The organism is Paracoccus tegillarcae (assembly GCF_002847305.1).
GTDB lineage: Bacteria > Pseudomonadota > Alphaproteobacteria > Rhodobacterales > Rhodobacteraceae > Paracoccus > Paracoccus tegillarcae.
Window position 1 is genome coordinate 1,610,173 of record NZ_CP025408.1, and the last position, 22,588, is coordinate 1,632,760.

The window sequence follows — 22,588 nt, forward strand, 5'->3', positions numbered from 1 at the left end:
CGGTTCCGATTCGTGATCCTTATTCAATGTATGCGAATACATAGCAGTGTGATCTAAGAGAATGGTCCATGCGGACCAAGGGAGGAACGATGAAACTGACCCGCAGAACCCTTATTGCAGCAGTTGCCGGTGCGACCATGCTGTCGCAGCCGCTGATGGCCGTGGCGCAGGATTTGCCGCGCAATCTTCGTATGGTAATCGGCTCTACCTCGACCGGAGGCGATACTTATCAGGCCGCCTCGATCGTGGCAGAGGCGCTGGCTGAACAGCTGGACATCAATATCAAGGTCGACGCGGTCGGCGGGGCCGAAGGCTTCAAGGCGCTGTCGCGTGACAAGCGTGGCGCGACCGTCATGCTCTATCACGACCACGCCTATCTGTCGGACCTGTACGACGTCGCTGGCAGCCCCGATATCTTTGCCGAATTTCTGGTCGGTCCCTCGGTCACGACCAATCCGGGCAACGCCTATCTGGTCGCCAAGAATTCGCCCTATCAGACCATGGAAGACATCCTGACTGCCGCCGCTGATGGCGAGCGTGTCCGCGTGGCCATTCAGCCCGGCGGTGTGTCCGAAATCGGCTTTACGGCGATGAGAAACGCGGCCCGTGTCCGTGCGCCGGGGTCGGAAGAGAACATTGTTCCGGTGAATACCGGATCGCAGGCCGACAAGAACCAGGCCATGTTCGATGGGCTGGCCGATGTCATCAACGGCTCAATTCAGGCCAACGAACAATTCGCGGCGCTGCCCGAGGATGACCAGAAGGCCATGCGATTTGTCTGGATCACCGCGACGCCTGAGACGCTGGAAGGCAGCCCGGAGGCCGGCATGGGTAACCTGACCCGCGCCGACATGATGCAATATGCCGCGCCCGAGACCTCTGTCACGCTGGACGGCACCGAGGATTTCACCTTCGATAAGGAATTCTTCCTGATCTACAACAAGGACACCGATCCGGCGCAGATGCAGGCCATCGATGACGCGCTGGCAGCAGTGTTCGAAAAAGGTGACATCCAGACCCGGATGCTGGAATCCTTCTTTATCCCGAACTATCGCCCGACGGCCGATAGCGCGGCGCATCTGGAAGAAAAGCGCGATACCTATCGCGGTGTGATCGACTCTCTGAAGGCTGAATAACAGCCTGCAAAAAAGGTGCCGGGCGTGATCGAACCGCCCGGCACCGCATGTCTCCGTGATCCGCAGCCGAGGAGGGCGCGCCCATGGCCGACCTGTTAAAGGTATCAATAGATTTCGACACCTCGCATCTGATCTTTCCCAGGTTGATCGGGATCATTCTGCTGCTGCTGGGTCTAGTAATCGTCATTCGCAACCGACGGGCCCTTGCCGGGTCGGGCGCCATGTGGAGCCAGACCTTTCAGCAGATGGACAAGATCCGGTTTTTCGGCACCCTTGCGCTGACGATCATCTATTTTCTGCTGATGGTCCCGATTGGCGATCTTTGGCCGAATACCGGGCTGGGTTTTCTGATCTGTTCGATCCCCTTCGTGCTGCTGATCAGCATTCTCTACATGCACGAGCGCACCCCGCGCGCCATGATCCCGGTGCTGATCGTTTCGGTCGTTGCCCCGACGCTGGTCTGGTGGCTGTTCACCTATGTCTTTGCGCTGACCCTGCCGTAAGGAGCACTGAATCATGGCCATTTTTGAATTTCTGACGCCCATGTACCTGTTCCTGATCTTTGCAGGAACGCTGGTCGGCATCATCTTCGGCGCCATCCCCGGCATGACGGCCACCATGGCTGTCGCGGTCTGTCTGCCGCTGACCTATTCGCTTGGTCTGGATAACGGGATGGCGCTGCTGCTGGGCTTGTATGTCGGCGGCATTTCGGGCGGGTTGGTACCGGCGATCCTGCTGGGCATTCCAGGCACGCCGTCATCCATCACGACGACATTCGACGGCTACCCGATGGCGCAAAGGGGCGAGGGCGAAAAGGCCCTGCGGATCGGTATCGTTGGCTCGCTGGTCGGTGGTCTGGTCTCGCTTACCGCGCTGTTCTTCTTTGCGCCCGCACTGGCGGAGTTCGCGATCAAGTTTTCCTATGTCGAAAAATTTCTGATCATCCTCTTCGCGCTGACCGTCATGGCGGCCCTGTCCGAAGATATGTTGCTGGGCATTTTCTCGGGCTTTCTGGGCATCTTCATCAGCCTGATCGGCGTCTATGACGTGACCGATGGCGGCAATGGCGAATACCGGCTGATCCCGCCCGGCATGGAATACTGGCTGGATTCCGGTTTTTCGCTGCTGCCGGTGCTGATCGGTCTGTTCGGCCTGGCCACCATTCTTGAGGCAGCCGAGGCAGGCATGCCCAAGGGCCAGTCGATGAAGGACATCGAGGTCGGTGAGCATTCGCGGTTCAAATGGTCGGTCTTCAAGGGTCAGATCACCAACTTGCTGAGATCCGCGGGCATCGGCACCTTCGTGGGCATCCTGCCTGGCGTCGGTGGCTCTGCCGCGTCGATCCTGTCCTATACGGCGGCCAAGACCAGTTCAAAGGACCCAGACAGTTTCGGCAAGGGGAATCCCGCCGGCATCATGGCCTCGGAATCCGGCAATAACGGGCTGACCGGCGGCGCGCTGGTGCCACTGTTGTCTCTGGGCATTCCGGGCGATTCCACCACCGCGCTGCTGATCGGTGCCTTTACCCTACAGGGCATTCAGGTTGGTCCGCTGTTCATCGGCAACAACCCGATGACATGGGATTCGATGATCGTCGCCATGCTGCTGGCCAATATCGCCATGTTCGGGATCATGTATTTCATGATCCGCTGGCTGGCGCTGGTGGTGACCATTCCCAAGCATATCCTGTTCCCGGTCATCCTGATGATGTGTGTGATCGGTGCCTACACGATCAACTATGGCATCATGTTCGATGTCTGGACGCTGCTGATCTTTGGCGTCGCGGGCTGGCTGTTCACCAAGCTGGGCCTTGAGGTTGCGCCGTTCATCATCGGCTTTATCCTTGGGCCGGCGGCCGAGATCTACTTTGTCAAAAGCCTTGAAAGCTTTGGCACGCTGTCGATCTTCTTTACCAAAAGCTGGATCGCGATGCTGCTTTGGGTGCTGATCATCGGCTCTGTCGTCGGCTCGATCATGCTGGCGCGTCGCAAGTCCGCGATGTCCCGCCCGGTTGCCTGATGGTCGCACTTGCACTTGGCACGGCTTAACAAGGATAAGGCGGCCATGGACGAACTGGAAAAAGCCAAAAAGCGTCGCGGCCCGCAATCGGGTGGCGGCGCTGTGACGATGGCAACCGTGGGTCGCATGGCGGGCGTTTCGCAGGTCACCGTGTCGCGGGCGCTGTCGCATCCCTCCAAGGTGTCCCCCGACACGCTGCGCCGCATCCAGGACGCAATCAGGGCGACCGGCTTTGTTCCCAATGCGCTGGCGGGTGCTCTGGCCTCTCGCAAAAGCAACCTGATCGCGGCGCTGGTGCCGTCATTTACCAACATCGTCTATTCAAGCCTGCTGCACGGCTTTTCCGAAATCATGCGAGAAAACGGCTATCAGATCATGCTGTCCGAGACGGGCCACGATTCTGAGCGCGAACAGACGCTGATCGAAACGCATTTGGGCAGACGTCCGGACGGCGTGTTGCTGACCGGTGTTCACCATTCGCCCGGCGCAAGGCGGATGTTGATCGGTTCGGGCATTCCCGTGGTCGAAGTTTGGGATATCAGCGAATCGCCAATCGATTGCTGCATCGGCTTTTCACATCCCGGAACGGGTCTCGCGGCAGCCGAGTTCGCGGTTGAGGCGGGCTATCGCCGTGCGGCGACGGTAACGGCCGCCGATGCGCGGGCTTGCCGGCGTCGTGATGCCTTTGCCGCGCGGTTCAGGGAACTGACCGGCAATGATGTGCTGACGATGGATTATGCGGCTGGCACGGCGACGCTGCAGCACGGGCGCGCGGCGCTGACCGATCTGGTTGATCATCAGGGCTTCATGGACGGCGTGGTGTTTTGCAGTTCGGACCAATACGCCCACGGGTTGCTGACCGAGGCTGCCGCGCGCGGGCTGAATGTGCCCGGGCAGATTGCAGTCATCGGCTTTGGTGATCAGGATTTCGCCGCCCATACCTATCCGCCCATGACCACCGTTCGCGTTGATCGCGGCGCTCTGGGCGAGGCTGCAGCGGGCGCCTTGCTGCAGCGGTTTGCCAAGGATCAGGACGCCCGCAGCGTCATTGATGTGGGCTTTGAACTGATCCGGCGGGGATCGGCCTGACGGATCCTCCACACGGGTAACTGCAACGACAGTTGTGCTGCGCGTGACGCCAGCTCACCTCGAAATGGAAAACGGGCCGCCTAGATAGTGGCGACCCGCGAGTTACACGGAGATGGTCCGGTTAGGGATGGTAGAAATCCGTCCGGTCCCAATCAGGGTTTACGACCCAAAGGGCTGCCCCTAGGCCACGGCCCCCCTGACTGTTCCGACACCTCTCTCCAATATCACTCTCGACACTGGACCACCTCCTTTCAAAATGTTGCCGTTGTATGAGAGAGGGTGCCACAGATTCCGAATCTGTCAATCAGATTTCTTGTGTCTTGCTCAACAAATTGTTGATGATGATGCGGAAGGGCACAAGAGCCAGTAGAGCCAACGTCAATTTGACCAGCCAATCTGCGAAGGCCAGCGATACCCAAAGCGGCACTGCCGGACCCATGCCCAGCAGCGGCAGGACCTCATTCGCCCAGCCAACATTATCGGCGGGGTCGATGAATGACAGCCCCGACGAGAAGGCGATCGAAAAGAACAGCGAAGTGTCGACCAGAGAGCCAACCAGCGTCGAGGCCAGCGGCGCGCGCCACCATGCCCCACCGCGCAGGCTGTCGAACACGGCGACATCCAGCAACTGTGCCACCAGAAAGGCCGTGCCAGAGGCAATGGCGATGCGCAGGGTGGTGACGTTCAGCCCGGCTGCGATCAATGAGCAGACAACGCCGATCACAAATCCCGACAGGACCACGCGGCGGGCGGCAGCGGGGCCGTAGACGCGGTTCATCACATCGGTGACCAGAAAGGCGATGGGATAGCTGAGTGCACCATAGGTGAGCCAGTTGCCCAGCTGGTATTGCACAAGGATATTCGAGGCCGCAACGATGACGGCCATGGCAAGCGTGCCAGGAAGATAGCGGATCATTTGGCTTTCCGTTTTACAAGGTGGCGGAACAACTCGGCCCCGATGATCGGGACGTGGCGCGCATACGCCCTTGCGGCCCGGCTTGTCAATCGCGGGCTTGCGACAGGGTTCCGCGGCGCTTGCCAGAACTTTGGCGGGTGCGAACGAAAAACGCTGCGCCAGGGTCCCCCGCGCAGCGTTCAGCTGTGATGGGCCGGATCGGCCTCGTCAGACCAGTTCGATGGCGATGGCGATGCCCTGCCCGCCGCCGATGCACATGGTGATCAGGCCGCGTTTTCCGCCTGTCCGCTCTAGCTCGTAAAGGGCCTTAACGGTCAGGATCGCACCGGTTGCGCCGACCGGATGGCCCAAGGCAATCGCACCGCCGTTCGGGTTCACCTTGGCCGGATCCATGCCCAGTTCCTTGCTGACCGCCAGCGCCTGCGAGGCAAAAGCCTCGTTCGATTCGATCACGTCGAAATCGCCGATGCTCAATCCGGTCTTTTCCATCAGCTTCCTGACCGCCGGGACCGGCCCGATGCCCATGATCCGCGGCGGCACGCCTGCCACGGCATAGCCCAGCACCTTGGCGCGCGGCTTGAGCCCGGCGGCCTCGGCGGCCTCGGCGCGGGCCAGAACCACTGCTGCCGCGCCGTCATTGATACCGCTGGCATTGCCCGCGGTGACGCTGCCATCCTTTTGGAACACGGTTTTCAGGCCGCCCAGCTTTTCGATGCTGGTTTCCTTGGGGTGTTCGTCCGTGTCAAAGGCGACCATGCCCTTGCGCGTCTTGATCTCGACCGGGACGATCTGCTCCTTGAAATAGCCCTCCTTGATCGCATTTGCCGCGCGGTTCTGTGATTGCAGGGCAAATTCGTCCTGCTGTTCGCGGGTGATCTCGTTTTCGGCGGCCACGTTTTCCGCTGTTACACCCATATGACCCGTGCCCATCGGACAGGTCAGCGCGCCGGTCATCATGTCCAGCATCTTTTGGTCGCCCATCTTTGCGCCGAACCGGGCCGAGGGCACCGCATACGGTGCGCGGCTCATGCTTTCGGCGCCGCCGGCAACGGCGAAATCCGCATCGCCCAATTGCAGCGCCTGGACCGCCGAAACGATGGCCTGCGCACCGGAACCGCAGAGCCTGTTCACATTCATCGCAGGTGTAGTTTCGGGCACCCCCGCATCCAGCATCGCCACGCGCGACAGGTACATGTCGCGTGGCTCGGTGTTGATGACATGGCCAAACACGACCGTGCCGATCTTGTCAGCGTCAATGCCCGCACGCTCGATTGCCGCCTTTGTGACGGTCGATGCCAGGTCGATCGGTGGAATTGCGGCAAGGCTGCCGCCGAAGGTGCCAATGGCTGTGCGCGCACCGGACAGGATGACGATATCGGTCATTTCGGAATGCTCCCCCAACAGTGAGTAGACCCCAAGACTAGCGCCACGCCCGGGCGGCGGAAAGCCCTTGCGTTACGGTACGGAACGCCCCGATGATGCCCGTCATGAGCGTTCAGTCCGAACCACCCCGTATCAAGTTGCGCCTCGAGTTCGGCGATGAACTGGTCCTTGGCCCGGGCAAGGCCGAGCTGTTGGAGGGGATCGCGCAGCTTGGTTCGATCTCGGCAGCCGGGCGGCGCATGAAGATGAGCTACAAGCGCGCCTGGTCGCTGGTCGAGGAAATGAACGCCGCCTTTCGCGAGCCTCTGGTGGATAGCAGCCGAGGCGGGCCGGGTGGCGGTGGTGCTGCGCTGACGACGGCGGGGCAGACCGTGCTGGCCCATTTTCGCGCGTTGGAGGTGCTGGTCAGGCAGCAAGGGCAGGTGCAGATCGACGGTATTGGCGGGATGCTGGCCGATATGCCCGATGGGAAATAACGCTTGCCTTGCCTCCGCGCCGCTGGTTATGTCCGCTGAGACATAACCGAAGGTTGCCATGCGTCTCGCCCTTGCCGCCGTCCTGTCTCTCTTTGTCCTGCCAGTGCAGGCCGAAGAGATCACCGTCTTTGCCGCCGCCAGCCTGAAAACCGCGATGGATCAGATCGCCGCCGACTGGCAGGAACAGACAGGCGATATGGTTTTGGTGTCTTATGGTGGTTCGTCGGCATTGGGGCGACAGATCGTGCAGGGCGCGCCGGCTGATCTGTTCATTTCGGCCTCGCCGGCATGGATGGATGAGGTAGAGGCCGCCGGGCTGGTTCAGCCGGGCAGCCGCCGCGATCTATTGGGCAATACGCTGGTCCTGATCGCCAGTGGTGAGGCCGACCCGCTGACCGCAGTGCCCGCCGATCCGGTCGCGATGCTGGATGGCGGCAAGCTGGCCATGGCGCTGGTCGATGCCGTGCCTGCTGGGCAGTATGGCAAGCAGGCGCTGCAATCTCTGGGCGTTTGGGACGCAATGGAACCGCATGTCGCGCAGGCCGACAATGTCCGCGCGGCATTGGCGCTGGTCGCCACCGGCGCCGCGCCCTATGGCGTTACCTATGCCAGCGACGCCATAGCCGAGCCAAGGGTGACGGCGGTCTATACGTTTCCCGACGGTAGCCACGATCCGATCACCTATCCCGCCGCGCTGACCACCGATGCGGCACCCGCTGCCGCAGCCTTTCATGACGCCCTGTCCGGACCCGAGGCCGCCGCGATCTTTCGCGCAAATGGCTTCATACCGCTGACATGAGCTGGCTTGGCCCCGAGGAATGGCAGGCAGTTGCCTTGTCGCTGCGGGTCGCGGCGGTAGCAACGCTGGCTGCGCTGCCCTTTGCGGTCGGCATGGCCTGGCTGCTCGCGCGGCGGCGATTTCCGGGCCACGCGCTGCTGAGTGCGGCTATCCATTTGCCGCTGGTCCTGCCGCCGGTTGTCACGGGCTATCTGCTGCTGATGACCTTTAGCCGGAACGCGCCGGTTGGCGGATTTCTGGACCGGATCGGCCTGTCGCCAGCGTTTCACTGGACCGGTGCCGCCATCGCGGCTGGTATCATGGGTTTTCCGCTGATGGTCCGCGCGATCAGATTGGGTTTCGAGGCCGTTGATCCGCGTCTGGAACAGGCGGCGGGCACGCTTGGTGCAGGCCGGGCGGCGGTGTTCACGACCGTGACCCTGCCCCTGATCCTGCCCGCTGTTATCGCCGGAACGGTGCTGGGTTTTGCCAAGGCGATGGGTGAATTCGGCGCGACCATTACCTTTGTGGCCAATATTCCCGGCCAGACCCAGACCGTGCCATCCGCCATCTACGCCTTTCTGCAGGTTCCCGGTGGCGAGGGTGCGGCGCTGCGGCTGGTCGCGATTTCGATCGTCATCGCCGTGGCCGCCGTGATCTTTTCGGAACTGCTGGCCCGCCGTGCCGCGCGGCGTATCGCTGCATGAGCCTGAGCGTTGCCTTTCGCCGCCGTTTCGATGGGCTGTCGCTGGACGTGGCATTCGACGCGCCCGATGGTGTGACGGCGATTTACGGGCCATCGGGTTGTGGCAAGACCTCGACAGTGAATGCGGTTGCGGGGTTGTTGCGGCCCGATCAAGGCCGGATCGCGCTGGATGATCGCGTGCTGTTTGATGACAGCACGGATCTGCCGCCCGCACGCCGGCGGATCGGCTATGTCTTTCAGGACGCGCGGTTGTTTCCACATCTGACCGTGGCCAAGAACCTTGGCTATGGCGCGCGTTTCGCGCCAAACCCGCCCGATGCGGCGATGCGCGCGCGGGTCATCCAGATGTTGGGGCTGGACGACCTGCTGGACCGCCGACCCGCCGGGCTGTCGGGCGGGGAACGCCAGCGCGTCGCCATCGGTCGCGCCCTTCTGTCATCGCCCGATCTGCTGGTGATGGACGAGCCGCTGGCCTCGCTGGACCCGGCGCGCAAGGCCGAGATCCTGCCCTATCTGACGCGGCTGCGGGCGGGCGGAGGCCCCCCGATCCTGTATGTCAGCCACGCAATGGCCGAGATCGCCGCGCTGGCCGATCATCTGATCGTCATGATCGAGGGCAGGGTGACCCATGCCGGACCGCTGGCAGACGCGCTGGCCGATCCCGATGCCGCTGCGCTGATCGGCCCGGCCGAGGGCGGCGCGCTGTTGCCCGCGGCGCCCACCGGCCTGATCGAGGATGATCTGGCGCAGCTTGACACGCCTGCCGGCACGCTTTGGCTGCCCCGTCCCGCCGCGCATCCCGGGCCGCTGCGGCTGCGTATTCTGGCGCACGAGGTCATCGTGTCGCGCGACGAACCAAAGGCGATTTCAGCGTTGAACGTGTTGCCGGCGCGGGTGCTGCGGCTGGTCGGCGGACCCGACCGGACCTTGGTGCAGTTGCAGGTCGGCCAAACGCAGATTCTGGCCGCCATCACAGCACGTTCGGCCCGGACCCTTGGGCTGGTGGCCGGTGTGTCCTGCTTTGTCGTGATCAAGACGGTGGGTCTGATCCAGACCGGCTGAGGCCGCCTAATCGGCAACCACAACCCGCGTATCCCATTCGCGGCAGCGGCGCATCAGTTCTGCGGGCAGGGGTCTGTCGACAAACACCGAATGCAGCGCCTCGACCGAGATGATGCGCATTGGCGCGGATCGGTCCAGCTTGCTGAGATCGGTGACCAGAAACGCCTTGCGCGCCTGCGCGACAATGGCTTGGCTCACGCGCACCTCTGCCATATCGAAATCCAGCAGATCGCCATCCGCATCCAGCGCCGAGGTGCCGATCACCGCGTAGTCGGGCTTGAACTGAGCCATGAATTCGATGGTCAGATCGCCGACCAGCCCACCATCCGATCGCCGCAACGCGCCGCCGGCCACCATCACCTCGCAGCTGTCATTCGCGACCAGAATATTGGCCACGTTCATATTGTTGGTGATGACCGTCAGGTTGCGGTGGTGCAGCAATTCGCGGGCCACGGCCTCGGTCGTGGTGCCAAGGTTGATGATCACCGATGAATTGTCGGGGATCTGGGCGGCGCAAGCCCGCGCGATGGCGGATTTGGCCTCTTCGTGCATGCGCCGACGTTCGTCATAGCCGATATTGCTGACACCGCTTGGCATCACGGCACCGCCATGCACGCGGTCCAGCATTCCCTGATCGGACAGGTCGGACAGGTCACGACGGATCGTCTGAACGGCAACGTCGAACCGTTCGGCCAGGTCATCAACCGAGACATGGCCGGACTGGCGGGCCAGGTCCAGGATCTCCAACTGTCTGATATTCAGGGCCATCCACTTCCTCCTGACCCGAGGTAAGGTTTATGCGCGGTTTCTGTCAATACGAACATTGACGAACCAAAGCGAAGAATTTCGATTGACAGCGCGCACGGCTCTGTGATCGGATGCGCAGCGTTGGAAGGGGGATCCATGCCGGAAACAACCGATCTGTTCATCATTGGCGGCGGGATAAACGGCTGCGGAATCGCGCGCGATGCCGTGGGTCGCGGGCTATCGGTGCGGCTGGCCGAGATGGGCGATCTGGCACAGGCGACCAGTTCCAAATCAACCAAGCTGTTCCACGGTGGGCTGCGCTATCTGGAATATCTGGAGATCCGGCTGGTACGCGAGGCCCTGCGCGAGCGTGAAACCCTGCTGCGCGCCATGCCCCATATCAGTTGGCCGATGCGCTTTGTACTGCCGCTGGACCCGGAGATGAGCTTTGAATCCAACACGCCTGTCAGCAAGGCGTTGTCGCTGGTCATGCCGTGGAAAAAGGGCCATCGCCCGAATTTCCTGATCCGCACCGGTCTGTTCCTGTACGACAGCCTTGGTGGGCGCAAGATCCTGCCGGGGACCAAGTCCGTCGATCTGACCAAGGGCCCTGAGGGGCGGCCACTGAAATCACGGCTGACCCAAGCCTATGAATACAGCGATTGCTGGGTGGATGATGCGCGGCTGGTGGCGCTGAATGCGCGCGACGCAGCCGAACGCGGCGCAGATATCCTGGTTGGTGCAGAGGTGTCCGAGGCCGCCCGCGAGGGCAAGCTGTGGCGCATCGCGCTGACCGATGGCCGTGTCTTTCACGCGCGCGCGCTGGTAAATGCGGGCGGTCCCTGGGTTGGTCACGTGATCCGCGATGTGGTCCATTTGCCCACAACCGAATCCGTTCGGCTGGTCCGGGGCAGCCATATCGTGGTGCCCAAGCTATACGACCACGACAAAGCCTATTTCTTTCAGGGCGCCGATGGTCGGATCATCTTTGCGATCCCGTATGAGCGCGATTTCACGCTGATCGGCACCACCGATCAAGATCACGAGGGCAGCCCGCTGGATGCGCAATGCACGCCCGAGGAACAGCAGTATCTGTGCGATTTTGCCAGCCGTTATTTCAAACAACCGGTCACGCGCGCGCAGATCGTCTGGACCTATTCCGGCGTGCGCCCGCTGTATGATGATGGCGCGAAGTCAGCCACGGCGGCGACGCGCGAATATGTGCTGTCGCTGGACGATAACGGCGCGCCCTGCCTGAATGTCTTTGGCGGCAAGATCACCACCTATCGCAAGCTGGCCGAACATGCGCTGGAAAAGCTGGCACCGAATTTCCCGGATCGCGGCGGCGACTGGACGGCTGGCGTGCCCCTGCCCGGCGGGAATTTCCCGGTGACTGCGGTCGCTCAGTTGATCGCGGCACTTCGCCGCGACTACCCGTTCCTGACCAAAGATTGGGCGCACCGCTTGATCCGTGCCTACGGGCTGGATGCGCGCGCCATCCTTGGTGATGCGCGCGAGGCGGGTGATCTGGGCCGCGATTTCGGGGCCACCCTGACCGAGGCGGAACTGCGCTGGCTGATGGATCACGAATTCGCCCGCCACGCAGAGGACATCGTCTGGCGGCGCAGCAAGCTGGGATTGAGGATGCAGCCCGAACAGATCGCCGCACTGGACGTGTGGCTAAGTGAAAAGAGAGCCGCCGCATGAGCCTGGAGCTGAAAAATATCGTGAAATCGGTGGATGGGCGGACGCATATCCACACCACCAGCCTGACGCTGCAACCGGGCAGCATGAATGTGCTGCTGGGCCCGACGCTGGCGGGCAAGACGACCCTGATGCGTCTGATGGCCGGTCTGGACAAGCCGACCGAGGGCCGCGTGATGTGGAACGGTGAGGATGTGACCGGCCAGCGCGTTCAGGACCGCAAGGTCGCGATGGTCTACCAGCAATTCATCAACTACCCCTCGATGAGTGTGTACGAAAACGTCGCATCGCCTCTGCGGCTGATGGGCGTGGCCAAGGACGAAATCGACCGCCGCGTCCGCGAAACGGCCGAGATGATGCGGCTGACACCGATGCTGGATCGCAAGCCGCTGGAACTGTCAGGTGGCCAGCAACAGCGCTGCGCCTTGGCCCGCGCGCTGGTCAAGGGCGCCGGGCTGGTGCTGCTGGACGAACCGCTGGCTAATCTGGACTACAAACTGCGCGAGGAACTGCGCGCCGAGATCCCGCGCATCTTTGAGGAATCTGGCGCGATCTTCGTTTACGCCACAACCGAACCCGAAGAAGCGCTGCTGTTGGGCGGGCATACCGCGACCCTGTGGGAGGGCCGGGTAACGCAGTTCGGCCCGACGCCTCAGGTCTATCGCACACCTCAGGATGCCACGACGGCGCGGGTGTTTAGCGATCCGCCGATGAATTTCAAACGGGTCACGGTGCGCGGTGGCACAACCGCGATTGACGGGGCCGAATGGTCGGTCGATCTGCCGGACGGTGATTATCAGGCCGGATTCCGTCCTGCGCATCTGACGCTGCATGACCGCGCCGGCGCCCTGCCGCTGCAAACCACGCTGAACGTGACCGAGATCACCGGCGCCGAGACCTTCCTGCATCTGCATCATGGTGACGACCGTTGGGTCGGTCTGGTCGAGGGCGTGCACACGCCCGACCACGGCACACCGCTGACGGTCTGGGTTGATCCCGCGCATATCTATCTGTTCGGCACCGATGGCGCGCTGGCGCGACCCGCGCCCTATGCGGCGGCGGCCTGAGGGGGAACCATGGCAAAGATCACACTGGAAAACCTGGCCCATTCCTATCTGCCCAACCCGACGCGGGACGAAGACTGGGCGTTGAAATCCATGACCATGGCCTGGGACGATGGCGGGGCCTATGCGCTGCTTGGCAGTTCGGGCTGTGGGAAATCGACCCTGCTGAATATCATTTCGGGCCTTTTGAGGCCCTCGCAGGGCCGTATCCTGTTCGGCGATCAGGACGTGACCGGATTGCCCACGTTGGATCGCAACATCGCTCAGGTTTTCCAGTTTCCGGTGGTCTATGACACCATGTCCGTGCGCGACAATCTGGCGTTCCCGCTGCGCAATCGCGGCATGGCCGAGGCGCAGGTCGCAACACGGGTGGCCGAGGTGGCCGAGATGATCGGAATGGCCGATATGCTGGATCGGCGCGCCCGCGGGCTGACCGCCGATGCCAAGCAAAAGATCAGCCTTGGCCGCGGCATGGTGCGGCAGGATGTGAACGCGATCCTGTTTGATGAACCGCTGACGGTGATTGATCCACATATGAAATGGGAATTGCGCACCCAGTTGAAAGACCTGCACCGGCGCTTCGGTCACACGATGATCTATGTGACCCATGACCAGACCGAGGCGCTGACCTTCGCCGATCAGGTCATGGTCATGTATGATGGCCGGGTGGTGCAGGCGGGCACCCCTCAGGCGTTGTTCGACGCGCCGGAACATACGTTCGTCGGCTATTTCATCGGCTCGCCCGGCATGAACCTGCTGGATGCGCAGGTCGAGGGCGCAACGGCCCGGATCGCAGGTGCGTCCGTGCCGTTGGCCAATGGCTATGGCGCGCTGGCGGGCAAGGTGCAAATCGGCATCCGGCCAGAATTCATGCGCCTCAGCAATCAGGGCCAAGGCGTTCCCTTCCGGATCAAGCGGGTCGAGGATGTGGGCCACCACCGCATCGTGCGTGGTCAGGTCGAGGGGCAGGAGGTCAACGTGATTGTTCCCGAAGGCCAGCCGATCCCCGAGGCCACCGACAGCGTTATCCCCGACCCCGCGCATATCCATGTCTATGTCGATGATTGGCGGGTTGACCCCGCGCAAGCCGAGAGGGCCGCCTGATGGATAAACCCGTCAACAACCGCGCATGGTTTCTGGTGCTGCCCGTGCTGGCGCTGGTCGGATTTTCGGCGGTGCTGCCGTTGATGACCGTTGTGAATTATTCAGTGCAGGACACGTTCGGCAACAACCAGTTCTTCTGGGCCGGGCTGGAGTGGTTTCAGGAAACCATCAGCTCTGACCGCATCCGCGCCGCATTGGGGCGGCAGTTGCTGTTTTCTGGCATCATCCTGCTGATCGAGATCCCGCTTGGGATCTTTATCGCGCTGAACATGCCGAAAAAGGGTTTTTGGGCCAGCTTTTGCCTTGTCTTCATGGCATTGCCGCTGCTGATCCCGTGGAACGTGGTCGGCACCATCTGGCAGGTCTTTGGCCGCGTCGATATCGGTCTGCTGGGCTATACGCTGACCAAGCTGGGCATCGACTATAATTACGTCAACGACGCGGTGGATGCGTGGGTGACGGTCATCGTCATGGATGTCTGGCACTGGACCAGCCTTGTCGCGCTGCTGTGCTATGCCGGGCTGCAATCCATTCCTGACGCCTATTATCAGGCCGCCAAAATCGACCAGGCCAGCCGTTGGAAGGTGTTCCGCTATATCGAGCTGCCCAAGATGCAAGGCGTGCTGCTAATCGCCGTGTTGCTGCGCTTTATGGACAGCTTCATGATCTATACCGAGCCCTTCGTGGTCACCGGCGGCGGGCCCGGCAATGCCACCACTTTCCTGTCCATCGACCTTGTGAAGATGGCCGTGGGTCAGTTCGACCTTGGCCCGGCGGCGGCGTTCAGCCTGATCTACTTCCTTGTGATCCTGCTGATCTCGTTCGTCTTCTACACCGTCATGACCAAAGAACAGGAGACGCTGTAATGGCCGCTGTTGCCGAATCCAAAGGCCGTGGGTCCGCCCTTGTCATGGCGCTGTATCTGCTGTTCCTGATGCTGCCGATCTATTGGCTGCTGACCATGAGCCTCAAGACGAACACCGAGATCCTGGGCCAGTTCAGCCTGTGGCCGCGCAATCCGACGCTGGCAAATTACAAGGTCATCCTGACCGATCCCAGTTGGTATATGGGTTACGTCAACAGCATGATCTATGTGGTGATGAACACCGTCATCTCGATCAGTGTGGCGCTGCCCGCCGCCTATGCCTTCAGCCGCTATCGCTTTCTGGGCGACAAGCATCTGTTCTTCTGGCTGCTGACCAACCGCATGGCCCCCGCGGCGGTTTTTGCGCTGCCCTTCTTTCAGCTTTATTCTTCCATCGGGTTGTTCGACACGCATATCGCCGTGGCGCTGGCGCATTGCCTGTTCAATGTGCCGCTGGCCGTCTGGATTCTGGAAGGCTTCATGTCCGGCGTCCCGCGCGAGATCGACGAGACCGCCTATATCGACGGCTATTCCTTCCCGCGCTTCTTCGTCAAAATCTTCATGCCGCTGATCGCCTCGGGCATCGGGGTGGCGGCGTTCTTCTGCTTCATGTTCTCATGGGTGGAACTGCTGCTGTCGCGCACGCTGACCTCGGTCAACGCCAAACCCATCGCCGCGACGATGACCCGCACGGTCAGCGCCTCGGGGATGGATTGGGGCGTGCTGGCCGCCGCCGGTATCCTGACGATCATTCCGGGCGCTTTGGTGATCTATTTCGTCCGCAACTACATCGCCAAGGGCTTTGCCCTGGGGAGGGTGTAATGACCAAATCCGTCAACACCGGCTTTGCCATTCTCGGCCTGATCTGGCTGGGCTTCATCGGCTGGCTGCTCATGCTGGTCCCCATGCGTGATGAGGCGAAGGACTGGACAGGCAGCCTCAACCCTGGCGGCTGGATGGCGTGGACCTTTCCAAGTGCGCTGTTCTTTACCATCATCGCAGGTCTGCTGATCCTGTTCACATGGCTTGCGATTCGCTTCCCCGAAACGCCGCGCAAGGGCATTCTGGGGATCATGTCGACACGCGGCGACCGGCTGTTCATCAGTTTGCTGGGCAGCGCCTTTATCTGTCTGATCTGGCTGGGCCTTGTGGGCGCGCCGGTCTGGGGCGGGCTGGTCGTCGCATTGATTTACGCCGCAGCGGTGTTTCGCTGGGTGTGACAACGGCCGGTCAACCGGCATCCAAGGGAGGAAAAGGAAAATGAAACTGCACATGACAACGGCCATGGCGCTTGTGCTGATGGCCACCGCCGCACAGGCGGGCATGGAAGAGGCGACTGCCTTTCTCGATGCGGAAATAGACAACTCGACCCTCACCCGCGAAGAGCAAGAGGCAGAGATGCAATGGTTCATCGACGCCGCCGCGCCCTTTGCCGGCATGGATATCAACGTGGTGTCGGAAACGATTACCACTCATGAATATGAATCCAAGGTGCTGGCGCCTGCGTTCAGCGCCATCACTGGCATCAACATCACGCATGATCTGATCGGCGAAGGCGATGTGGTCGAAAAGCTGCAAACCCAGATGCAGTCGGGTGAAAACGTCTATGACGCTTATGTCAACGACAGCGACCTGATCGGCACGCATTGGCGCTATCAGCAGGCGCGTGGGTTGAATGACTGGATGGCGGGGGCCGGCGCGGATGTGACGAACCCCAACCTGGATATCGACGATTTCATCGGCAAATCCTTCACAACCGCGCCGGATGGCGAGATGTATCAGCTGCCCGACCAGCAGTTCGCGAACCTTTACTGGTTCCGCTATGACTGGTTCAACGACGAGACGATCAAGGCCGAGTTCAAGGAAAAATACGGCTATGATCTGGGCGTTCCGGTCAACTGGTCGGCCTATCAGGACATTGCCGAATTCTTCACCGGGCGCGAAATCGACGGCAAGCAAGTCTATGGCCATATGGATTACGGCAAGAAAGACCCCAGCCTTGGCTGGCGCTTCACCGATGCGTGGCTGTCGATGGCCGGAAACGGCGACAAGGGCGTCCCGAACGGCAAGCCGGTCGATGAATGGGGCATTCGCGTTGATGAAAACGACCGTCCGGTCGGATCTTGTGTGGCCCGCGGTGGCGACACCAACGGCCCAGCTTCGGTCTATGCGATCCAGAAATACCTCGACTGGATGGAGGCTTTTGCCCCGCCCGCAGCCCAGGGCATGACCTTCAGCGAAAGTGGTCCGGTTCCGGCACAGGGCGAGGTCGCTCAGCAGATGTTCTGGTACACCGCCTTCACCGCCGATATGGTCAAGGAAGGCCTGCCCGTCGTGAATGATGATGGCACGCCGAAATGGCGCATGGCACCGTCACCGCATGGTGCATATTGGCAGGACGGCATGAAGTTGGGCTATCAGGATGCCGGTTCCTGGACGCTGCTGAAATCGACCCCGGATGACCGCGCCAAGGCCGCATGGCTGTATGCGCAATTCGTGACCTCGAAGACCGTCGACGTGAAAAAATCGCATGTCGGCCTGACCTTCATTCGCGAATCGTCGATCCAGCACGAGAGCTTTACCGAACGTGCGCCCAAGCTGGGCGGTCTGGTCGAATTCTACCGCTCGCCCGCCCGCCTGAACTGGTCGCCCACGGGCACCAACGTGCCGGATTATCCCAAGCTGGCACAGCTGTGGTGGCAGGCCATCGGTGATGCCTCCTCGGGCGCGAAAACCGCGCAAGAGGCGATGGACAGCCTGTGCGCCGAGCAGGAAAAGGTGATGGAGCGGTTGGAACGCGCCGGTGTTCAGGGCGATATCGGTCCGCAAATGGCCGAAGAGCATGACCTGGAATGGTGGAACAACTTCGCCACCGAAAACGGCACCATTGCGCCTCAGCTTGCGTTGGAGAATGAAAAGCCCCAGCCCGAAACCATCGGCTATGATGAGCTGGTAAAGAGCTGGCAGTAAGATCACCGAAAGGGGGCGGCGCGATCTGCCCCCTTTCTTCTTCATTCAAATATCCATTCCGATGGCGATGCTGGGTGCCTCCGGCGGGGATATTTGCATGAAGAAGAAGCCGGGCGCTGCCGACAGGCCGAAAGGTTATCCAGGATGCAATCTGTTCCGCGCCAGATAGGCTGCAAGGCCGGCCCCGTCGTTCGCCGCGCCGATCCAGCCGATGTGACCGTCCGGGCGGATCAGATAGGCGGTGTGGCGGCGAAAGCCCACCTTGCCGGCCGCAGCCGTCCAGTCCCAATGGTGCAAGGGCAGGCCGGCGCCCCGCGCGGCGTTGATCAGGGTTTCGGGCGGTTGATCGTACAGGTGCAGTTGCCAGCGTTGCCCCTGCAGGGGCGCGAAGTTGTCCGGACCTTCGTCGCCGACCCACGGCAACCTGTCGCCGGCGCGCAGACGGCCGGCGCGCCCCCTGCTAAGCGGGCTGTCGGGATAGGCGATACGGATTTGCGAGATCGTCCGAAACAGCGTCCGGCGACCTCTTGCTGTCCTGACCACCAGTCGAACAAGCGCCGGCATCATCCATTGCCGGGCCAGTCGTCCGGGCAGGCCGCCGGCGATCAGGGGGCGAAAGGCTGTGTCGGTCGTGCCGACCAGCTTGCGGGCGAAGGCGATGCGTTCGGGCTCATAGCTGTCCAGCAGGGTAGGCCCGGCGCGGCCCTGCGCGACCATCGCCAGTTGCCAGCCGAGATTGATCGCATCGCCGATGCCGGTGTTCATGCCTTGACCGCCGACCGGCGAATGGACGTGTCCGGCATCCCCCAGCAGAAAGGCGCGGCCGATCTGAAAGCGGTCGGCGACGCGGTGATGCACGTGATAGGCCGAGAACCAGTTTACCTGCGCCACCTTCATTCCGATCAGTCGCTCGACGCGCGGCTGGATATCAGCGAAATCCACATTCTCGCGCAGGGCCAGATCCGGTGGCAGCAGCCCGATCAGCCGTTGCGTGCCACCATCGCGAAGGGGCAGCACCAGCGCCAGCAACCTGCCACCCAAGGTCATGGTCACATCCGAGGGGAAGCGTTCGTCCAACAGGACATCGGCGACATAAAAGGGCTGCGGGTAGGTGCCGCCCTCGAAGCCGATCCCGAGGCTTCGGCGCATCTGGCTATGGGCACCGTCGCACCCTGCGGCCCAATCGAAACGCGCCTCGGAAGGGCCGTCCGGTCCTTCGATCAATGCGGTAATGCCCGCCTCGTTCTGCGTCACCTCTGCCAATCGGGTGTTCCATTCGACCGCTCCGCCAGCAGTCTGAAGATGGCGCAGCAAGGCGGTTTCATGCTGGTCCTGCGGCAGCGCCAGCATGAAGGGAAAGGGCGAAAGGCCTTGGCCGAAATCACCCAGCCTGAAGTTCGCGATGCCGCGGATCGGCCCATCGCTTTCGGCGCGGCGCAAGGCGACCGTGTCAACCTTGATCCCTTTCGCGATGATGTCTTGGGCGATGCCCATTTGCGTGTAGAGTTCGAGAATACGGGCGTGAATGTTCATCGCGCGCGATTGCTGACCCGGCCCCGAATTCTTGTCGATCAGGCTGAAGGGCACACCGTGCCGCGCAGGGACCAGCGCAAGCGCCAGTCCTGTCGGGCCAGCTCCCGCGATCAGGATCTTCGAATTGCTGTGTGCCGTCATGCGCTGGCCCTTCGCTTCGCAGCGGTCGTCAACAAAGCATTGCGCGCAACGACACGGTTATCAACAATAGACGCAACAGGCTCCACAGGGGGAACGCAATGACCATTCTAGCCATTGATCAAGGCACCACATCCTCGCGCGCGCTGGTCTTTTCGGATGACCTGAAGGTGCAGGCGACCGCGCAGCAGGAATTCCCGCAGCACTTTCCCAAATCGGGCTGGGTCGAGCATGACCCCGACGATATCTGGACCACGGTGGCCGCGACCGCGCGCGGGGCCATCGAAAAGGCCGGCAACCCGCGGATCGATGCAATCGGCATAACCAATCAGCGCGAGACGACGCTGATCTGGGACCGCAAGACCGGGCAGCCCATCCACAACGCGATCGTCTGGCAGGATCGCCGCACCGCCGATCTGTGCGCGCGACTGAAGGACGAAGGTCACGAGCCTGCGGTGACCCAGACCACCGGGTTGCTGCTGGACCCCTATTTCAGCGCGACCAAGATCGGCTGGATACTTGATCAGGTCGAAGGCGCCCGCGAGCGGGCCAAGCGCGGCGAACTGGCCTTTGGCACGGTCGATACTTTCCTGATCTGGAAACTGACGGGCGGTCGCAGCCACGTGACCGATGCGACCAATGCGGCACGGACCATGCTGTATGATATCCGCGCCGGCCAATGGTCGGACGCCATGTGCGAGCTGTTCGACGTGCCTGCCTCGATGTTGCCAGAGGTGCGCGACAGCGCCGCCAAATTCGGGATGACGCGTAGCGATCTTTTCGGACGCGAGGTGCCGATCATGGGGGTCGCTGGCGATCAGCAAGCCGCGACCGTGGGGCAGGCCTGTTTTCAGCCGGGGATGATGAAATCGACATACGGGACCGGCTGCTTTGCGCTGTTGAACACAGGCGATGACGCGGTCGTGTCGCAAAACCGGCTGCTGACGACCATCGCCTATCAGCTGGATGGCCGGCCAACCTATGCGCTGGAGGGCAGCATTTTTATCGCCGGTGCCGTGGTGCAATGGCTGCGTGACGGTTTGCAGATCATCCGGGATGCGGCCGAAACGGCGCCGCTTTCGGCCAAGGCTGATGACAGCCAGAAACTGATCATGGTGCCCGCCTTTACCGGGCTTGGCGCGCCGCATTGGAACCCGAATGCCCGCGGGGCCGTGTTTGGTCTGACGCGCAATACCGGCCCTGCCGAATTCGCCCGCGCGGCGTTGGAAAGTGTCGGTTTTCAGACCCGCGATCTGTGGCAGGCAATGCGCGCCGACTGGCCGAATGCCGGCGATGCGGTTCTGCGCGTCGACGGTGGCATGACCGCCAGCGAGCCTGCGATGCAGTTTCTGGCCGATATTCTTGGCGCGCCGGTCGATCGGCCGGTCAACACCGAAACGACCGCACAGGGTGCGGCGTGGCTGGCGGGGTTTAAGGCCGGGCTTTGTCCCGAACCCGAGGAATATGCAAAGGCATGGCAGCTTGACCATCGTTTCGAGCCGCAGATGGATCAGGAAACACGGGATGCGCGATATGCCGCCTGGGGCCGTGCAGTGCAGGCCGTCATGACCGTCTGAGCCATTCGTGATTTCACCCTGGCGCGATTTCCCCTATGATCGCGGGAAAACGAAGAAACGGGGCGAGCGAAATGAACAGGCTTCTCAAACTGGCCATCGTGGGGCTGGTGGCATCTTGCGGCGGGGGAAATTACAGCGCGCCGCGCAATCTGGACAATGCCTGCGCCATTGCGGCCGAGCGTCCGGCCTATTTCCGCGCGATGAAAGCAAGCGAACGGAAATGGGGCGTGCCGGTCCATGTGCAGATGGCGTCGATTCACCAGGAATCGAAATTCGTTGGCGATGCGCGGACACCGCACCAATACGCGCTAGGCGTCATTCCCATCGGACGGCAATCGTCGGCCTTCGGCTATTCACAGGCGCTGGACGGCACCTGGGAGGAATACCTGCAAGAGACCGGCAAACGTCGCGCAAGACGTGACAATATCGGTGACGCGACGGATTTCATGGGCTGGTACATGGATGGATCGACCAAACGGTTGGGCATCTCGAAACAGGACGCGACCTCGCAATATCTGGCTTATCACGAGGGTCGGGCGGGTTTCGCGCGGCGCTCTTACCTGTCGAAAAGCTGGCTGGTCCGGGTCGCCAATAATGTAGGCACGCGCTCTTCCTTGTATCGTTCGCAGCTTGCGTCTTGTGGTCGTGGATAAGCGACGGGCGTCTTAAGGGCGGTTGACCTTGCCGCTTGGCTGCGGCCTGATACAGCAGTCGCAGCCAAGCCGGAGAAACGATGTATACGGTCATCGGCACAGCCAATAGTCGCACCTTGCGGGTCCTCTGGATGTTGGAGGAACTGGGCGTCGCGTATCAACACGTGCCCGCCAATCCGCGCAGTGACAGCGTGGTGGAGTTCAACCCGGCGGGCAAGGTGCCGGTGCTGATCGCCGATGGCACGCCGATCACCGATTCAACCGCGATCCTGACTTTTCTGGCCGATCATCACGGCGCACTGACCCATCGCGCCGGCTCGATCGAGCGTGCGCGGCAGGACAGCCTGACACAGTTCATTCTGGATGAGTTCGATGCGGCGCTTTGGACCGCGGCGCGGCACAGTTTCATCCTGCCAGAAGAGTTGCGAATGTCCGGCATCAAGAACACCTTGAGGTGGGAATTCGAGCGCAGTCAAAAGACCCTGATGCATCGCATGGCCGAGGGTGATTTTTTGATGGGTGATCAGATGACTGTGCCGGACGTCATTCTGGCGCATTGCCTGACCTGGGCCTTGATCGCGCGGTTTCCAATCGTCGATGCACGGTTGTCCGACTATCTGGACCGGATGCGAAGCCGCCCCGCCTTTCAACGCGCCGCGGCGAAATAG

General features: G+C 61.8%; 22 protein-coding genes. 18 read left to right on the top strand and 4 right to left on the bottom strand.

Annotated elements, in window-relative coordinates; all coding sequences use genetic code 11:
- The first annotated feature begins 89 nt into the window (after positions 1–89).
- The 4 genes from CUV01_RS07930 (at position 90) to CUV01_RS07945 (ending at position 4,244) form a co-directional block, all read left to right on the top strand.
- Positions 90–1,136: a type 2 periplasmic-binding domain-containing protein gene (locus CUV01_RS07930; protein ID WP_101459997.1), complete on the top strand. Its 1,047-nt coding sequence runs from the start codon at positions 90–92 to the stop codon at positions 1,134–1,136.
- 83 nt (positions 1,137–1,219) lie between these two features.
- Positions 1,220–1,639 carry a tripartite tricarboxylate transporter TctB family protein gene (locus CUV01_RS07935; protein ID WP_101459998.1) on the top strand — a complete coding sequence of 140 codons (420 nt, stop codon included), beginning with the start codon at positions 1,220–1,222 and terminating at the stop codon, positions 1,637–1,639.
- 13 nt (positions 1,640–1,652) lie between these two features.
- The gene (locus CUV01_RS07940) at positions 1,653–3,155 is read left to right on the top strand and encodes a tripartite tricarboxylate transporter permease (protein WP_101459999.1); all 1,503 of its coding nucleotides are present in this window, start codon (positions 1,653–1,655) and stop codon (positions 3,153–3,155) included.
- Positions 3,156–3,200: 45 nt separating this feature from the next.
- Entirely contained in the window at positions 3,201–4,244 is a 1,044-nt protein-coding gene (locus CUV01_RS07945) for a LacI family DNA-binding transcriptional regulator (protein WP_232962609.1), read from the top strand.
- Positions 4,245–4,548: 304 nt separating this feature from the next.
- Here the strand turns inward: CUV01_RS07945 and CUV01_RS07950 are convergent, their stop codons facing one another.
- Positions 4,549–5,160, bottom strand: a complete 612-nt coding sequence (locus CUV01_RS07950) for a queuosine precursor transporter (protein ID WP_101460000.1) — start codon at positions 5,158–5,160, stop codon at positions 4,549–4,551.
- Positions 5,161–5,367: 207 nt separating this feature from the next.
- Positions 5,368–6,543 carry an acetyl-CoA C-acyltransferase family protein gene (locus CUV01_RS07955; RefSeq protein WP_101460001.1) on the bottom strand — a complete coding sequence of 392 codons (1,176 nt, stop codon included), beginning with the start codon at positions 6,541–6,543 and terminating at the stop codon, positions 5,368–5,370.
- Positions 6,544–6,647: 104 nt separating this feature from the next.
- Between CUV01_RS07955 and CUV01_RS07960 the strand changes: the two genes are divergently transcribed.
- Genes CUV01_RS07960 through modC form a run of 4 tightly spaced genes read left to right on the top strand, consistent with a single transcriptional unit; the run spans position 6,648 to position 9,565 of the window.
- The gene (locus tag CUV01_RS07960) at positions 6,648–7,019 is read left to right on the top strand and encodes a winged helix-turn-helix domain-containing protein (protein ID WP_101461949.1); all 372 of its coding nucleotides are present in this window, start codon (positions 6,648–6,650) and stop codon (positions 7,017–7,019) included.
- Positions 7,020–7,077: 58 nt separating this feature from the next.
- The gene (gene modA, locus CUV01_RS07965; protein WP_101460002.1) at positions 7,078–7,818 is read left to right on the top strand and encodes a molybdate ABC transporter substrate-binding protein; all 741 of its coding nucleotides are present in this window, start codon (positions 7,078–7,080) and stop codon (positions 7,816–7,818) included.
- Positions 7,815–8,504, top strand: a complete 690-nt coding sequence (gene modB / locus CUV01_RS07970) for a molybdate ABC transporter permease subunit (protein WP_101460003.1) — start codon at positions 7,815–7,817, stop codon at positions 8,502–8,504. The genes modA and modB overlap by 4 nt, the downstream gene beginning before the upstream one ends.
- Complete coding sequence (modC, locus tag CUV01_RS07975) at positions 8,501–9,565, top strand: molybdenum ABC transporter ATP-binding protein (protein WP_101460004.1); 1,065 nt, start codon at positions 8,501–8,503, stop codon at positions 9,563–9,565. Before modB ends, modC begins: the two co-directional genes overlap by 4 nt.
- A 6-nt stretch (positions 9,566–9,571) precedes the next feature.
- On the opposite strand, the gene CUV01_RS07980 is transcribed toward modC, so the two are convergent.
- A complete protein-coding gene (locus tag CUV01_RS07980) occupies positions 9,572–10,333 on the bottom strand; it encodes a DeoR/GlpR family DNA-binding transcription regulator (RefSeq protein WP_101460005.1) in 762 nt (253 codons plus the stop codon).
- 135 nt (positions 10,334–10,468) lie between these two features.
- On the opposite strand from CUV01_RS07980, the gene glpD reads away from it, so the two are divergent.
- From glpD to CUV01_RS08015, 7 genes are all read left to right on the top strand, one after another.
- Complete coding sequence (gene glpD, locus CUV01_RS07985) at positions 10,469–12,019, top strand: glycerol-3-phosphate dehydrogenase (protein ID WP_101460006.1); 1,551 nt, start codon at positions 10,469–10,471, stop codon at positions 12,017–12,019.
- Entirely contained in the window at positions 12,016–13,083 is a 1,068-nt protein-coding gene (locus tag CUV01_RS07990; protein WP_101460007.1) for an ABC transporter ATP-binding protein, read from the top strand. Before glpD ends, CUV01_RS07990 begins: the two co-directional genes overlap by 4 nt.
- Before the next feature lie 9 nt (positions 13,084–13,092).
- Complete coding sequence (locus tag CUV01_RS07995; RefSeq protein ID WP_101460008.1) at positions 13,093–14,184, top strand: ABC transporter ATP-binding protein; 1,092 nt, start codon at positions 13,093–13,095, stop codon at positions 14,182–14,184.
- Positions 14,184–15,050: a carbohydrate ABC transporter permease gene (locus tag CUV01_RS08000; RefSeq protein ID WP_101460009.1), complete on the top strand. Its 867-nt coding sequence runs from the start codon at positions 14,184–14,186 to the stop codon at positions 15,048–15,050. Before CUV01_RS07995 ends, CUV01_RS08000 begins: the two co-directional genes overlap by 1 nt.
- A complete protein-coding gene (locus CUV01_RS08005; protein ID WP_101460010.1) occupies positions 15,050–15,871 on the top strand; it encodes a carbohydrate ABC transporter permease in 822 nt (273 codons plus the stop codon). The genes CUV01_RS08000 and CUV01_RS08005 overlap by 1 nt, the downstream gene beginning before the upstream one ends.
- A gap of 83 nt (positions 15,872–15,954) precedes the next feature.
- Positions 15,955–16,269, top strand: a complete 315-nt coding sequence (locus tag CUV01_RS08010; RefSeq protein ID WP_338418350.1) for a DUF2160 domain-containing protein — start codon at positions 15,955–15,957, stop codon at positions 16,267–16,269.
- A gap of 40 nt (positions 16,270–16,309) precedes the next feature.
- Positions 16,310–18,019, top strand: coding sequence for an ABC transporter substrate-binding protein (locus CUV01_RS08015; protein ID WP_101460012.1), 1,710 nt, complete (start codon positions 16,310–16,312; stop codon positions 18,017–18,019).
- A gap of 135 nt (positions 18,020–18,154) precedes the next feature.
- On the opposite strand, the gene CUV01_RS08020 is transcribed toward CUV01_RS08015, so the two are convergent.
- Positions 18,155–19,693, bottom strand: coding sequence for an FAD-dependent monooxygenase (locus tag CUV01_RS08020; RefSeq protein WP_101460013.1), 1,539 nt, complete (start codon positions 19,691–19,693; stop codon positions 18,155–18,157).
- 98 nt (positions 19,694–19,791) lie between these two features.
- Here CUV01_RS08020 and glpK point away from each other — a divergent pair, with 98 nt between their 5' ends.
- The 3 genes from glpK (at position 19,792) to CUV01_RS08035 (ending at position 22,588) form a co-directional block, all read left to right on the top strand.
- Positions 19,792–21,267 (top strand): glycerol kinase GlpK, encoded by a 1,476-nt coding sequence (gene glpK / locus CUV01_RS08025; protein ID WP_101460014.1) that lies wholly within the window; start codon positions 19,792–19,794, stop codon positions 21,265–21,267.
- A 71-nt stretch (positions 21,268–21,338) separates the two neighbouring features.
- On the top strand, positions 21,339–21,920 hold the full coding sequence (locus CUV01_RS08030) for a transglycosylase SLT domain-containing protein (RefSeq protein ID WP_101460015.1): 582 nt from the start codon (positions 21,339–21,341) through the stop codon (positions 21,918–21,920).
- 80 nt (positions 21,921–22,000) lie between these two features.
- Positions 22,001–22,588, top strand: a complete 588-nt coding sequence (locus tag CUV01_RS08035) for a glutathione S-transferase family protein (RefSeq protein ID WP_101460016.1) — start codon at positions 22,001–22,003, stop codon at positions 22,586–22,588.